Origin of the sequence: Marinilactibacillus sp. 15R, from assembly GCF_001895285.1 — a bacterium.
GTDB lineage: Bacteria > Bacillota > Bacilli > Lactobacillales > Carnobacteriaceae_A > Marinilactibacillus > Marinilactibacillus piezotolerans.
This window is the reverse complement of record NZ_CP017761.1, coordinates 684,623-699,976: the sequence shown is the minus strand read 5'-3', so window position 1 is coordinate 699,976 and position 15,354 is coordinate 684,623. Positions and strand designations below refer to the sequence as shown.

The following is a 15,354-nucleotide window of genomic DNA, read 5'->3' as shown; positions in this document are numbered from 1 at the left end:
AATAGAAAAAAGGAAGTCCCTTCTGTAGAATAGAGTTACCACACTACATTCACAGAAAAGAGGACTTCCCTATGAACAATCTTACTACAGATATCTTACAGACTCTAGCCACAAAAGGTGATTTAAACGAATGTTTTCGTTCTCATCTAGAATTAGCCGTTAACACCCTCTTAAAAACAGAATTAACTGCCTTTTTGGATTATGAAAAATATGATCGGATCGGTTTCCATTCAGGAAACTCTCGGAATGGCACCTATGATCGTAAGGTCAAAACCGAATACGGCGAACTTCAGCTTCAGATTCCACGTGATCGGAATGGTGAATTTAAACAACAGACTTTCCCAGCCTATAAGCGAACCAATGAGACCTTGGAAGAAACGATTATCCATCTTTTTCGAAAGGGGATCACGATGTCCGAAATTGCCGATCTAATTGAGAAAATGTATGGCCATCATTATACGCCACAGACGATGTCCAATATGACGAAAGTCTTTTCTGAAGAAGTCGCTGCTTTTAAAAAGCGTTCACTAAATAAGCACTATGCCGCTATTTATCTGGACGCAACCTATATTCCTTTAAAACGTAAAACCGTCGATAAAGAAGCCATTCATATTGCCGTAGGCATCCGTCCAGACGGCGCTAAAGAAGTACTGGGTTATGCCATCGCACCGAATGAATCGACCATAACTTGGAAAGAGCTACTAGAAGACTTAGTAAGTCGAGGCGTTCAGTCCGCTCTCCTCTTTGTGACTGATGGGCTTAAAGGGATTAAAGATACCATTCATCAAGTATTTCCCAGTGCAGCGTATCAACACTGTTGTGTGCATGTTTCTCGCAATCTTGCCAGTAAAGTACGCGTAGCAGATCGAAGAGACATATGCGAAGACTTTAAAGCTGTTTACCAAGCGGACTCACGAGAAAAAGCAATCGAAGCTCGACTAGATTTCACAGAGAAGTGGCACACCCGCTACCCTAGAGTAACCAAATCTATTTTAGAGAACGATAGCTTACTGACCTTTTATGACTTTCCTGCTTCAATCCGAAGAAGCTTGTACTCCACTAATTTGATTGAGTCTTTTAACAAACAAATTAAAAAATACAGTCGGCGTAAAGAGCAATTTCAAAATGAAGAATCTATGGATCGCTTTTTAGTCTCAAATTTTGATCTGTACAATCAGAAATTTTTAACTCGAAGCCACCGCGGTTTCCAACAAGCTGAAGCAGAACTTTGGGAAATGTTTGGAGAACTAGAAGAAAGATAAGTTTTTTACAGAAGGAACTTTTTATTTACACAAACTTCTTGACGCTCTCGATAGCAATGTTTACAATATAATTTTTTATACTTTGTATATATTGATTGAACTCACTGAAGAGTATTTTTTTATCGCTCTCTTTGAGATGTTTTGCAATTAATGTCTGCATGAGTGGGTGATCTCTCTTGATTTCAGCTAAACTTATTTTCTTAGAATTACCTATTGTAGATAAAATTCTATCCATATTCTCCACGCTAAGATTCGAATTCAATAGACCAATTATTTCACTCTCACTCACTTGATCTGTCACCAAACCTAGATAGGCTTCAATATCTGACTGTATAAAATCAATCAAAATATCTCGGTAGTTTTCTCTTATATTCTCTAGGTTAGTAGAGTTCATTGAAATCATGCCATGCTTTAGTAATAGACTAATTTTATTATCTTGCAGATTTTTAATAGTGAATTGATCGTTAGTTAATTTATAGTTGCTCTCTCCAATAATATCTTCGTAACGATTATCACGTAATTCATTCAAAGCTAAAGTAGCCTCAAAAAATCCAATCTCGTCAAACTCTTCAATAACCTCATCATAGTCAACTTTTATTTTATGTTGAACTTGATTGACAAAGTTTATTAATTCTTCATTCCAGTTTTTATGCGATTGTTGGAAATATCTTACTATGTTTTGGATATTTGAAATAACTTTGATATTTACGATTAAAGTTTCCCTTGTTTTATGCTCGTCAATTTCTTCAAGATTTTCAACACGGTGCTTCATTGATTCTATATATTCAACCTTAGTAGTATCCGCTACATTTTTACTATTTAAAACCCATAATACATTTTCTTCAATATCATATGTATCACGATTAGAAAATAACAAATATAGATTCAAATACTCGTTCAGATTTTTCTTGATTCTTGTTTTTAATATATCGTTTTTTGAGTTCATTAATAGAGTTAGATTCTCGTGTTTAAATTTCTCAATGTCTGATTTATCTGTTAATATCCCTTCAAATATAGCAATTTCTTCAATATTCTCGTAATTTAACTCATATAAATCACTCTCAATTATCGACTCAAATAACTTACCGTACATTTGTTCATGATCAATTTTAGTTAATTTAATTTCCATTTTTTTAAGCTTATCAATTCCATTTTCGTTAAATTGATTCCACGTAAGCTCAGAGACGTTTTCAAATAACGAGCTATTCTGATTAATAAATTTTACTAAGACTAATTTTTCTTTTTCGTAAGCTTCGCTATTGCTATTCAAATAGGTTAATCCATCAAGCACTAAACCTTTCAATAAGTTATTACTTTCTTCGCTTTTACTTTTATACTTTTCGATTGCCAATGAAAGTTAATTTTCCCAAGTCGAGAACAAAGTCACAACAAAAAATATTCTATTATCAGTATCTTTCGCGTTATCATATTTCAAGAGATTCCCATACAAATCTAATACAAACTTATAATTGTCGCTTTGTTTAGCTACAGATAATATTGTAGAAAGTTGCCTTTCCATCTTTCTGTCTATAATATACTCAGATAAACTAAAGTTAAGAATACCTACTCGATTATAATCTTCATCTTTTAATACTTCAGTAAGAGACTCTAAGTTCCTCAATTTTTTACTTGGTTCACTTTTTCCATAAGAGAGTAAATTCCTCAGAAATAATTTATCTTCCCTTTTCAAGTCATTTGGATAAAAATAGTTCATATAATCCTCATAATTTTCGTCTATATAACCGTTACTTAATAGAAATATTATTAAGCCTGAATAATTCATAACTCTGTATTTTAAGTAAATCTCTTAAAAAAATCATTCTCGCTTTATTTATTTTGATAACTTTTGCCCAAAACAATCTTTTTAAAGACTCTTTTCATTTTTGTAAGTGCCCAAAAATTACTTTTGTATAATTTTGGGCACACTTATCCCTTGGAACTTTTCTCTTAAATAAATAGTATCCGCTTAGTTTATACCCATGAATGGGACCGCCTCAGGCGGTCGAAGACAGCATAGAATTCTTTATGATAAACGTGATAACTAGACAGTTTAAGATAGACTTGCCTACCTGTTTGGACAAGTTTCCCGGCTACTTTAAGTAATTTCAGTCGTATGGATTGAACAGTCAGACCTTTATCTCGTTCATCAAACCCAATCGTCTTTAAAAAGTTGATGAGGTTATAAGCGAGTAAACTCATTAACATCCTTACATGATTTTCTAAGAAGCGTGGACTATCGGTTTTATCAAAATAAAATCCTGCTTTCGCTTCTTTGATAAAGTTTTCCATCGTTCCACGTTTGGCATAAAGAGAGAATATGACTTCAGGGGATACATTTTTTGATAGGTTTGTCACAATAAATGTATGCTGAAAAAGGAGTTCTCCTCCTTCTCGAACAGAACGAATGCAGAGACGACGAGGTTTTGACCATGACTTAGCTTGATAAGGTACTGAAAAGTACTGCACTTCTCTCTCTTCCCATTTCTGATTTTCACCATATAGAACTGATTTTTCAGCTAGTTGACTCACTTTTTTATTGTTCTTTAAACGAATAACATAGTGGCTATTGTTGGCTTCACAAGCTTCATACACCTCTGGTGTTGCAAATCCACTATCTCCACGAACGAGTATGTCGGTATTCGGTAAGGAGTGATTATAATGCTGCAGTAAAGGTTCTATGAAAGCTTTTACACCTTTAGATGTGTATTGATTTCCTGAACGTAGTTCAGCTTTTAAGAAATCTCCAGTCAGTCCATCAAAGGCAACTAGAGGATGATATCCATAAGTTTGATAGTGGGCATTATAATCGGTTTGTTCTTGATTTCCAAAGGTATCTGAGTGTGTTGAATCAATATCAATGATCAACTCGGTATCATTACGAATCAGACGCGCTTTATCAATTAATGATTGATTTAATGACTGTAACTGATCTAAGTTCTCTTCTGAAAAACGGTCTAGAAATCGCGAAAGCGACGATTGCGAGGCTAACTGATTTCTACCTAGAATAACTTGAAATACTGGATCATGTCTTAATATATTAGCCGAAGAGTCTGTCGAATAACCAGCCGTTAGCTGCATAATAAGCTGCTCAAAAATTGCTAGATTATCATGTATGAAGTAAGCACGATTTTCTTTTAAGTGAAGTAGTCGTTTAGCTAAATCAGAGAAACCAAAGGTATTCATTAGTTCTTTAACTAAGACCAAACCGGAATCACTAGATAAGCGTCCACCTGTATGCGAAATGGTAATGTTAGAATTGAATTTAATCTGTTTTTTGTGTAAGCTAGTCATTAGAAGAACTCCTTTTCTTATGGTTGGTTTCGACACCTTTACTATATCAGAATGGAGTTCTTTTTTCATCACTTAACAGGTGAAACAATAAAAGTATCATAGTGCCTGCCATTAGGCAGTGTTTCCACGATTCAAGCAAAAGTATGAATTATCTAGGTTAAGTCATAGTAATCATTATTTTTTATATCTGTATGCTCTTCTAGCTTTCTGCCAAATTGATTATCATCAAAAACCTTTGAGAAAGGTTGCTCTTCAACTTGCTTTCTTTTTATTTTTAAATCCTGGATTTTAGCAGCCATTTTTTCTTTTTTTCCATTTTGTATATCTTCTACTATTTTTTTATCTTTTTGATATTCTGCCGTAGCTTCCATGTTTTTCAAAAGTGTATCAAGTGAAACAGTCACTGAAGATTTTCTATACGTATCTTGATATCTGTACTGATTTAATTGAACTATTGATAATTTTTCTCCTTTAAGTACGTCTCTTACGTACGCCATTCTTGTTGGATAAGTATTTTCCGATTTGCCATCAACCAAAATTCCCTCTGTTTTTAAATGGGTCTCTTTTAATACTTCAAAAGAAGCTTTACGACTAGATTTTAGTGCTTCCAGCTCACTCTCGAGAGTCGAAATTTCACTGTTTATTTTACTTTTTTCTTGGTCAAAAGCACCCTGTTTATCATTTAGAACTGAATAGATAAATCCTTTACCGTATTGCAATTGAGAAAAATCCCTAGGAAAAATATTTTTGTACGTTACCATACCTAACAATTTATTTTGATCTAATGAAGACGTATTAATTTCATCATTGTATATCGTATACTCATTAAAAATATTTTTGATTAACCTCATATCATCAATATAAAACGATAAGTTTCTCAAAAATATTCTATCTATTTCTTTACTTGTTTCAAAAATTTCTATCATCTTATTGAAAGAATTAGAAGAGCTAACTGTTGGTACTACTGGAATAATCAAATCAAAAAATTTCGTTCTATCTTTTGATATAAAAATATCATCTTTTATGAGGTATAAAAACACTAATTTTCTATGAGTGTCTTGTCCTGCTAAATCATCTTGTTTTCTTTTATTTATTAACTGGTTAAGTTCTCTTAGTTTTCTAAACACATCGGGACTCTCAAATCGATCTAAATCTTCGAATACGATAACATTTGCACCACTATTTTCGAATAAATAAATCACTTCATTTAAATGCTCATCAAAAAAAGAATTTTCACTATTTTTAAAAAGCTCAATTTCATTACCACGAATTGAAATCTTTCTAATTAATGATCTGTTGATTTGAGCTTTTCCAAAAACATAAGTTATATATCCAATTAGTCCAAAAAGTAAAGCTACAATTAATATCCTTGAATAAGGATAAACTGTAAAGAATAACCAATTCATGTTATTAATCTCTACGAAAGCAACCCAATCTTCGAATCTCAATAAGAATACCGAGAATGCAAGTACTAACGGTACTATGAACGCCCACAAAATAATTTTTCCAAATGAGTTGTTCTTTTTAACTTTAGTAAAAGCTTGAGGAACATTATCAACGTTAACTTGGTGTAATAACTGATTAATAATTTTACCCTCTATTTCTTTGAAATCTTGAGTAGGAGATTTTATTCTTTGCTGATTCACCGATTTCTTTTCTAGGTTTTCTCCTTCGTATACTCCTATTGGATTTTCCAGTGAGTTACTACCACCATCAATAGTATCGTATTTACCAAGGGCTATATGAATAAAGTTTTTTTGTATGTTCTTTTTTTTAAAACTTTCGATTAGACTACTTTTGCCTGCACCGTAAGGTCCAGTTAATCCTACATTAAAAATACTACTGTCTTCTATCATTTGATTAAGAGCGTCTTCGTATTTACCTAACTCAACATTATCAACCGGTCCCAATGATTTAAAAATATACTTTTGCTTTTTTGTATCTGTTTCGTTATTTTCTGTATTACCTTTTAACTTTTTCCATAAGAAAAAATTGTTAATCATATCTCCAACACCTTCCACTTCTTTAATAAACATACTTCTAAGTACAATTATAGAGTATAATACTAAAAGTTATAATCCATTTTTTGCAACAATAGGTATACTCTATCAATAACAATTTGCAGTATTGGTATGATAGTATCAACGTTGTAATAATAGCGTTGACCGAAAAACAACTAGCGCAACATTGCCCAGAAGTGTTGTATCAAATTTATCTGTCGCAGAAAGCCGTCAAATCAAGGATTAAGCCTCCTGAATTTAACGGTTTCCTGCTTTTTAGCTAGTTTTGTCCCAGACTCACTTGTTAGATAGAACATAAAGATCAAAATAAAAAGCATGCAGAAATAATATCTGCACGCTTTAGTTCAACTGGTAAATTTTCAATATTTAATTATTGATATTTCTCATCTTCAATAAACGAGATATACTGCTCTAGTAAATGAGGGTACTCAAGTGATTTATCTAATGCAAAAGCTTTAAACATACCTCTCTCTTTATATTTCATTAGTATTTCATGTTCTTTAAGCATTTTGTTAGTAGGTTTTACAGGCGTAAGTACACCGTCTATCTCTTTGTATGTTATTAAGGAACTTCTTCTATTCAAATGCTCATCTTTTAAATAAGCAAAAATTACACTGTTAACAAACTTTTCAACTGAAAACTTATATTTATCAGTCACCAACCCAGCTGGAACAAGCAGTATAGGTTTCAGGTCTGGCCCCATCGGCAATTTGGCTATTAGCTGTTTCCATTCTCCATCTGACACATCGTAGTATTTGCAAAGTCCTGTTAAATAAACGGGAATATCAAGTTCATTACAAACTTTTTCAGTAAATTCTGCTAGTTCTTTGCTAATTATGTTAACAGTCAAATCTGAAAATCTATCAGCACCAAAATTTGGAACAAATAGAGGGATTAGAGTCGGACGTGCCATAAAAGAATTTCTGAGAAATTCTTCAGATGTAATCTTCTGAAAAACACCGTCTAATATTTCTTCAGATGGACCATTTCCTTTTGAGGCTCCTTTAGAAAGACCTAAATGAGTAGCATTTATTTCCTTAGGTTCGCTCAGTAAAGAAATGGCTAACTCTCTATTTCCTTCTGCATACAGACTGAAACCTTTTTTAAAGTACTCCTGTACTTTAAAGCTAGCTTTCTTAGAATCGAATAAAGGTTCGTTAAGTCCAGTGATTTTCACTGGGTCTACAAACTTTTTCACGTCTGCATTCAAAGTTAGGTTCTGTTGCAAAGTTTTAAATAAAGAATAAAATCCCTTACGGTATCTATGATTTAAGCTGGGATTCCCAATAATACCTTGATTTCAGTACAGACCGAAAACCCGAAGAGAGTGCCTTCTTTTCGGGTTTTCTTATATAATCCTCGAATGGCTTCCATGCCTTTAATCGTGGTAGAGGCAGTGCGTAAACTTCGATAGAATTTATTGCGTCTCTTTACTGGACGATGGTCTTGTTCAATCAAATTATTCAGGTATTTAATGGTACGATGTTCTGTCCCTTGATAAAAGCCGTATTCTTTTAGTTTCTTAAAGGCACTTGTAATAGAGGGGGCTTTATCTGTGACTACAACCTTCGGTTCATCAAACTGCTTCACTAACCGCTTAAGAAAAGCATAGGCTGCTTGTGTGTCCCGTTTTTTACGTAACCAAATATCCAAGGTTAAACCATCTGCATCGATGGCTCGATACAAATAATGCCATTTTCCTTTAATTTTGATGTACGTTTCATCCATTTTCCATGAATAAAAGGATTTTTTATTTTTCTTTTTCCAAATTTGATAGAGTAGTTTGCCATATTCTTGCACCCAACGATAAATCGTCGTATGAGAAACGTTAATGTCACGATCATATAAGATTTCTTGAACTTCACGATAGCTAAGGTTATAACGAAGATAGTAGCCCACGGCTACAATAATCACATCCTGCTGAAATTGCTTTCCTTTAAAATGATTCATCGTCATTCCTCCTGCTATCTTTTTCTATTATTCTACCTTATTTGATAGTAGATTTAAAACTTTGCAACAGAACCGGACGAGTTATGTGTTTGTGATGTTGCAAATATCGTAGGCTCTACTACTGCAACAGCATCCCATCACTTAAGGTTGCTAAGAACTTTAGGTTTAGCCAAGTATCGTAAAGAGGGGAAATTAGTTTTCTACTCATTGGATGATGACCATGTAAAAAATCTCATAAAAATTGCTTTTGCACACCAAAAGGAGGTCGTTAAAGTTGAGTGAAACAATAACATCAGCAGAGAAAAATGTGTACCGAGTTGAGGGGTTCTCTTGCGCAAACTGTGCCGGGAAGTTCGAGAGAAACGTCAAAGACATACCAGGAGTACAGGACGCCAAAGTGAACTTCGGCGCCTCCAAGATCTCCGTTTACGGCGAGCCAACGATCGAAGAGCTAGAAAAAGCGGGTGCTTTTGAGAACTTGAAAGTAATTCCGGAAAAAACGAGACGTCAAGTACCACAAGAGATGAATCAAGAAAAAAATGTATACCGAGTTCAAGGTTTTTCATGTGCAAATTGTGCAGGGAAATTTGAAAGAAATGTTAAAGAGCTTCCAGGTGTTCAAGATGCCAAGGTAAACTTTGGGGCATCAAAAATATCGGTTTATGGTGAAACTTCCATTGAAGAATTAGAAAAGGCTGGCGCTTTTGAAAACTTAAAGGTGGCTCCTGATGAACGGAGACAACAGGCTTCTCAAGAGGGTAAAGAGGTTAAAAAAGAAGAAAAAGTGCCATTCTATAAAAAACAGAGCACTTTACTCTATTCAGCCTTATTTCTTGTCTTTGGTTACCTTTCCTCATCTGTTAATGGGGATGAGAACATTGTTACTACATTATTATTTGTAGCATCTATGTTAATCGGAGGATTATCACTCTTTAAAGTCGGTTTACAAAACTTGATTCATTTTGACTTTGACATGAAAACCCTTATGACAGTAGCTGTTATAGGTGGTGCCATTATAGGAGAATGGGCTGAAGTTTCCCTTGTTGTCATACTCTTTGCGATTAGTGAAGCTCTGGAACGGTTTTCTATGGACAAAGCTAGACAATCGATTCGTTCATTAATGGACATCGCGCCAAAGGAAGCCCTTGTAAGGCGGAATGGGCAAGAAATCATGATCCATGTTGATGATATCATGGTTGGAGATATTATGATTGTTAAACCTGGTCAAAAGATTGCCATGGATGGTGTCGTTGTCAGTGGTTACTCTGCCGTCAATCAGGCAGCTATAACAGGTGAGTCAGTCCCTGTTGCCAAAATCGTTGATGATGAAGTATTTGCTGGTACTTTAAATGAAGAAGGGTTACTTGAAGTAAAAATAACCAAACTAGTAGAAGATACAACGATTTCTAAAATTATTCATCTTGTAGAGGAAGCCCAAGGGGAACGCGCTCCATCTCAAGCGTTTGTTGAAAAATTCGCTAAATATTATACACCAATCATAATGGTCATTGCTGCATTAGTTGCTATAGTCCCGCCTTTATTCTTTGATGGCAGTTGGGAAACATGGGTTTATCAAGGGTTAGCTGTTCTTGTTGTTGGTTGCCCTTGTGCGTTGGTCATATCGACTCCTATTTCTATTGTTTCAGCGATTGGGAATGCTGCGAAAAAAGGTGTCCTTGTAAAAGGAGGGGTTTATTTAGAAGAATTGGGAGCCTTAAAGGCCATCGCATTTGATAAAACCGGTACACTGACAAAAGGTGTTCCAGTTGTAACAGACTTTACAGTATTAAATAAAAAAATGGAAGAGAAAGAATTGCTTTCCATCATTACAGCTCTTGAGTACCGTTCGCAGCACCCTCTTGCTTCAGCGATTATGAAAAAAGCAGAACAAGAAAATATCTCTTATTCAGATGTAAATGTGGAGGATTTTTCTTCTATTACGGGTCGAGGTATAAAAGGGTTTATAAACGGAACAACCTATTATATAGGCAGTCCAAAACTTTTCAAGGAATTATTTGTTCCCGACTTTAGCCAAGAGTTCGAGGATAAGGTTAGACACCTCCAAAATCAAGGGAAAACTGCGATGATAATTGGTACAGAACAAAATATTCTTGCAGTTATTGCCGTAGCAGATGAAGTTCGTGAATCAAGCAAAGATGTGATTCAAAAGCTACATCAGTTAGGGATCAAACAAACAATAATGCTAACTGGCGATAATCAAGGTACTGCAAAGGCAATAGGAGAGCATGTTGGAGTATCTGATATTCAGGCAGAATTAATGCCTCAAGATAAATTGGATTATATCAAACAGTTACGATCAGAGCATGGGAATGTAGCCATGGTTGGTGACGGTGTTAACGATGCTCCGGCATTGGCAGCTTCTACAGTTGGAATAGCAATGGGTGGTGCTGGTACAGATACAGCTATTGAGACGGCAGACGTTGCGTTAATGGGAGATGATTTGAGAAAACTTCCATTTGCTGTAAAACTAAGCCGTAAAGCTCTAAATATAATTAAGGCTAACATTACCTTTGCTATTGCTATTAAAGTCATTGCATTACTACTAGTTATACCTGGTTGGCTAACGCTTTGGATTGCCATTCTTTCAGATATGGGGGCAACTCTTTTGGTAGCATTAAATAGTTTACGACTTATGCGGGTTAAAGAATAAAAGTGAAGGCTTTCCGTTTGTTTGGAAAGCCTCTTTCTCATAATTTTCAAATAGTTGATTTGATTTAGATAGAAACCTTTCAAATAGGGTATATGTAAAAATATCAGGTTATGTAGATGAATAGTTAAAATCTTTACATAATACTTTAAAATCGGTAGGAGGAAACAAAGATGACTGAGAAAGCACAAAAAGACGTAGATGTGTTAATTATAGGCGCGGGATCAGGCGGTTACGTTGCTGCCATACGCGCTGCTCAATTAGGAAGAAAAGTGGTCTTGGTGGATAAAGCAGAATTGGGAGGGGTTTGCCTTAATCGAGGATGTATTCCGTCAAAAGCTCTGATAAGTGCATCTGAACGAGTAAAACATATTAGACATGCAAATGCAATGGGCATTAAGGTTTCTGGCGATGTTCAAGTAGAAATGCCAGAAGTAGTGAAATGGAAGGACGGGATCGTGAGCAAGCTCACAAACGGGGTACAGACCTTGTTGAAAGGTAATGGAGTCGAAGTAATAAGCGGAGAAGCTTATCTCACTGAACCTCATACTGTAAGGATAAGAACCGAAAACGGTGAGCAGTTCTATTCGTACAACGACTTAATCCTTGCCATAGGATCCTTGCCAACTGAGTTAAAAAATATGCCATTTGATAGAAAAAGGATTATCTCTTCAACGGAGGCATTGACGCTTCAGGAAATACCGAAGCATTTGATTGTAGTGGGTGGCGGTTATATCGGTTTAGAATTGGGGACTGCTTATGCCAAATTTGGGGCTAAGGTGACCATCCTTGAGGGAACCGATACAATTCTCCCGGGTACGGATTCTATGCTTACAAATGTAGTAAAACGCCATTTGAAGGAGCTTGGAGTCACCGTTATAACGAATGCTTTCGTCCAAGGCGGAGAGAATACAGGTAATGAAGTAAATGTTCAGGTTCAGGTAAATGGGAAGGACGAAATTGTTAACGGGGACTATTGTCTAGTTTCCATTGGAAGAAAACCCAATACAGGGAACAGTGGCTTGGAAAACATCGGGGTCGAATTAGACCAGCGCGGTTTTATTAAAATCAATGAAAAATGTCAAACGAATGTTGAACATGTCTATGCTATTGGAGACTGTGCAGGCGGTCATCTTCTTGCCCATAAAGCTAGTTACGAAGGGAAAATCGCTGCAGAAGTGATTAGTGGGATGAAGAGTGCGATTGATTTCCAAGCAATGCCTTTTGTCATCTTTAGTGACCCAGAAGTCGCTTATACAGGGCTAACGGAGAGCGAGGCAAAGGCAAAGGGATATGAAACGATTGCCAGCCGTTTTCCGTTCCAAGCAAACGGAAGAGCTCTATCTGTTTCGGACGCTGATGGTTTTGTCCAGATTGTCGCGGAGAAGAACACCAACCTGGTGCTAGGTGTGCAAATGGTAGGACCAGAGGTATCCTCTCTCATTGCTGAAGCAGTCTTTGCAATTGAGGCCGGAGCAACTGCAGAAGATCTCAGCCTCACCATCCATGCACATCCAACCTTGCCGGAACCCCTCATGGAAGCTGCGGAAGGGGTTTTGGGGCATGCTATCCACATGCTCAATAAGAAACAGTAAGTAGAAACAAAAAAGCTGGGACAATCAATGTTCCCTGATTGAAGAAAAAAGAAAGCTAGTAAAACCTTAATCTGGACTCTATAAAGTGAGCTCTTAAAAAGAGATCCTTTATAGAGTCTTTTTTTGTACCCACAATGGAAGCTAAAGAAGCTGATTCCGGTGGAATACCGGAATCAGCTTCTGAGATAAACTGCCTGAGCTCTCTTTAGTTATCCTTGGCTTGGAGCCTAGCTTAGCCATTTTTGCCTGCCTATCCAGCAACCCGGCAGTTCATTTCCTTTTCGCCCCTTCCTAATCCCTTTTGGACGTAGTTCCCTCTTCTTTTTCGAAAAAGAGGAGGTAGACGATCATGGTACCCACTCCGATGGTGAGGAAAACATCTGCCACGTTGAATATCGGGAAATCAATGAAATCGAATCGGAGCATATCCACCACATAGCCGAGACGCATGCGGTCAATGAAGTTGCCCAAAGCCCCCGCCAGGATGAAGGAGAAGCTGATACCGGCCAAAATGCTCCTTTGCGGCAGGTTATGGAAGGTGTAGACCAGATACCCCACCACCAGGACGGTGATGATGAAGAAGAGGCCCATCCTCCCTTGCAATATCCCCCAGGCGGCCCCACGGTTCTGGATGTAGTACAGGGAAAAAATATTTGGGATAACTTCCAGCTCATCGTACAAGGCGAAATTCTGGACGATTCCCCACTTCACTAGTTGATCTATGGCAATCAAAACAGCTGCCAGTAAGTAATATAAAATCATACAGCAACCTCTCTTTATCAGTAATACAAGCACTATTCATTGTAGACGACAGGAACGAGGAAGTATAGTTCTTCGTCGGAACATTATTCGCCTACTGGTTCTGTTGCAAAGTTTTAAATAAAGAATAAAATCCCTTACGGTATCTATGATTTAAGCTGGGATTCCCAATAATACCTTGATTTCAGTACAGACCGAAAACCCGAAGAGAGTGCCTTCTTTTCGGGTTTTCTTATATAATCCTCGAATGGCTTCCATGCCTTTAATCGTGGTAGAGGCAGTGGGTAAACTTCGATAGAATTTATTGCGTCTCTTTACTGGACGATGGTCTTGTTCAATCAAATTATTCAGGTATTTAATGGTACGATGTTCTGTCCCTTGATAAAAGCCGTATTCTTTTAGTTTCTTAAAGGCACTTGTAATAGAGGGGGCTTTATCTGTGACTACAACCTTCGGTTCATCAAACTGCTTCACTAATCGCTTAAGAAAAGCATAGGCTGCTTGTGTGTCCCGTTTTTTACGTAACCAAATATCCAAGGTTAAACCATCTGCATCGATGGCTCGATACAAATAATGCCATTTTCCTTTAATTTTGATGTACGTTTCATCCATTTTCCATGAATAAAAGGATTTTTTATTTTTCTTTTTCCAAATTTGATAGAGTAGTTTACCATATTCTTGCACCCAACGATAAATCGTCGTATGAGAAACGTTAATGTCACTATCATATAAGATTTCTTGAACTTCACGATAGCTAAGGTTATTTATTAATTAAATAAACTCAATACAGTTTGAATCGTACCATTTTCGATCAATATATAAATTCCTAAGCCAATAAACACTATAGGAACAAGGATTCGTTCATATTTTTCTAAGGTTTCGGAAACAAAAGAAATCTTGGCTAATTTGTAACTGATATAGCAAAGAACCGCAACAGAAATAGCAAATACGATTAGAGCGGTGACAATCTCTGAAAAAGATAACGAGGCAAAGTAAGGAATATAAATCCCTAAGTTATCGCCACCAGAAGCAATTGTTATTAAGGCAACGGTCCAAAAGAAGCGGTTTGTTCCTCTTGATTCAAGCTTTTCAACGACTTCCTCTTCTTCTTCCTCCTCTTCGCCAACCAATGCCACTCTGATTCCTAAGAAAATCGGAATTAGACCGAGAAGCCCAATGATCCAATCTTGCGGAATGAAATTCAGCACATATGCTGCAAATAAACTTACGGCTACTAAGATACCTGTTCCTAGATATTGACCCCAAAAAATCTGACGGAGCCCTTTTTTTGTATGACTTTGAGAAAAAATAATCAGCAAGATAAACAAATAATCAATGCTGGTAGAAATATAAACAGCGATAGCTGAAAAAATACTTTGTAACAAAATAACTTCCTCCAAACTAAGATTTCATAGATAGATTTTCTGATAACTTTAAAAAAACATGAATAGCGGAAAGGATGTCTTCATTCGCTAAAGAGTAATAAACTACTTTTCCATCTTGACGTGATTTTGCCATTCCATGTTTTTTTAAAAAACGTAAATGGTGTGACGTTGTAGCAATACTAGCATCTAGTAATTCTGCTAAATCACAGACACACATCTCTTTAAACTTTTCCAAAGCATAAAAAATTTTAATTCGGGAGGAATTACTGAAACATTTCCCTAATACAATTAAGCTCGACAGATCTTTTTTTATTAATTTATTTTTTACAGCGTCTACTTTTTCTTTATGTACGATAGTCACTTGGCAAACTTTTTCCATTCATCTCACCTCACCTTCAAACGGTCGTTTGAAGGTAGTATATC

Annotated in this window: 12 protein-coding genes and 2 pseudogenes; 4 read left to right on the top strand and 10 right to left on the bottom strand. The window is 36.1% G+C overall.

Features of this window, described 5'->3' with window-relative positions:
- Positions 1-71 precede the first annotated feature (71 nt).
- Entirely contained in the window at positions 72-1,262 is a 1,191-nt protein-coding gene (locus BKP56_RS03425) for an IS256 family transposase (protein WP_072693692.1), read from the top strand.
- A gap of 25 nt (positions 1,263-1,287) precedes the next feature.
- On the opposite strand, the gene BKP56_RS03420 is transcribed toward BKP56_RS03425, so the two are convergent.
- From BKP56_RS03420 to BKP56_RS03395, 6 genes are all read right to left on the bottom strand, one after another.
- Positions 1,288-2,613 carry a hypothetical protein gene (locus tag BKP56_RS03420; protein WP_072693713.1) on the bottom strand — a complete coding sequence of 442 codons (1,326 nt, stop codon included), beginning with the start codon at positions 2,611-2,613 and terminating at the stop codon, positions 1,288-1,290.
- Between the two features lie 6 nt (positions 2,614-2,619).
- The gene (locus tag BKP56_RS03415) at positions 2,620-2,976 is read right to left on the bottom strand and encodes a hypothetical protein (RefSeq protein WP_072693712.1); all 357 of its coding nucleotides are present in this window, start codon (positions 2,974-2,976) and stop codon (positions 2,620-2,622) included.
- A 257-nt stretch (positions 2,977-3,233) separates the two neighbouring features.
- Positions 3,234-4,553, bottom strand: a complete 1,320-nt coding sequence (locus BKP56_RS03410; RefSeq protein WP_072693356.1) for an IS1380 family transposase — start codon at positions 4,551-4,553, stop codon at positions 3,234-3,236.
- 152 nt (positions 4,554-4,705) lie between these two features.
- A complete protein-coding gene (locus tag BKP56_RS03405; RefSeq protein WP_072693711.1) occupies positions 4,706-6,589 on the bottom strand; it encodes a YobI family P-loop NTPase in 1,884 nt (627 codons plus the stop codon).
- Between the two features lie 355 nt (positions 6,590-6,944).
- Entirely contained in the window at positions 6,945-7,772 is an 828-nt protein-coding gene (locus BKP56_RS03400) for a hypothetical protein (protein WP_156849211.1), read from the bottom strand.
- 71 nt (positions 7,773-7,843) lie between these two features.
- On the bottom strand, positions 7,844-8,524 hold the full coding sequence (locus BKP56_RS03395) for an IS6-like element IS1216 family transposase (RefSeq protein WP_002325565.1): 681 nt from the start codon (positions 8,522-8,524) through the stop codon (positions 7,844-7,846).
- Between the two features lie 69 nt (positions 8,525-8,593).
- Here BKP56_RS03395 and BKP56_RS03390 point away from each other — a divergent pair.
- From BKP56_RS03390 to lpdA, 3 genes and pseudogenes are all read left to right on the top strand, one after another.
- Positions 8,594-8,806, top strand: a pseudogene (locus tag BKP56_RS03390) (ArsR/SmtB family transcription factor); the annotation flags it as partial.
- Positions 8,799-11,195: a heavy metal translocating P-type ATPase gene (locus tag BKP56_RS03385; protein WP_083540455.1), complete on the top strand. Its 2,397-nt coding sequence runs from the start codon at positions 8,799-8,801 to the stop codon at positions 11,193-11,195. The pseudogene BKP56_RS03390 and the gene BKP56_RS03385, both read left to right, overlap by 8 nt.
- A 170-nt stretch (positions 11,196-11,365) precedes the next feature.
- Positions 11,366-12,787, top strand: a complete 1,422-nt coding sequence (lpdA, locus tag BKP56_RS03380; protein WP_072693708.1) for a dihydrolipoyl dehydrogenase — start codon at positions 11,366-11,368, stop codon at positions 12,785-12,787.
- A 291-nt stretch (positions 12,788-13,078) separates the two neighbouring features.
- Here the strand turns inward: lpdA and lspA are convergent, their stop codons facing one another.
- The 4 genes and pseudogenes from lspA to BKP56_RS03360 form a co-directional block, all read right to left on the bottom strand.
- The gene (gene lspA, locus BKP56_RS03375; protein WP_007725803.1) at positions 13,079-13,549 is read right to left on the bottom strand and encodes a signal peptidase II; all 471 of its coding nucleotides are present in this window, start codon (positions 13,547-13,549) and stop codon (positions 13,079-13,081) included.
- 150 nt (positions 13,550-13,699) lie between these two features.
- A pseudogene (locus BKP56_RS03370) lies at positions 13,700-14,308 on the bottom strand (IS6-like element IS1216 family transposase); the annotation flags it as partial.
- 5 nt (positions 14,309-14,313) lie between these two features.
- A complete protein-coding gene (locus BKP56_RS03365; RefSeq protein WP_002319351.1) occupies positions 14,314-14,931 on the bottom strand; it encodes a CadD family cadmium resistance transporter in 618 nt (205 codons plus the stop codon).
- Positions 14,932-14,947: 16 nt separating this feature from the next.
- Positions 14,948-15,310 carry an ArsR/SmtB family transcription factor gene (locus BKP56_RS03360; RefSeq protein ID WP_072693706.1) on the bottom strand — a complete coding sequence of 121 codons (363 nt, stop codon included), beginning with the start codon at positions 15,308-15,310 and terminating at the stop codon, positions 14,948-14,950.
- Between the last annotated feature and the right edge of the window lie 44 nt (positions 15,311-15,354).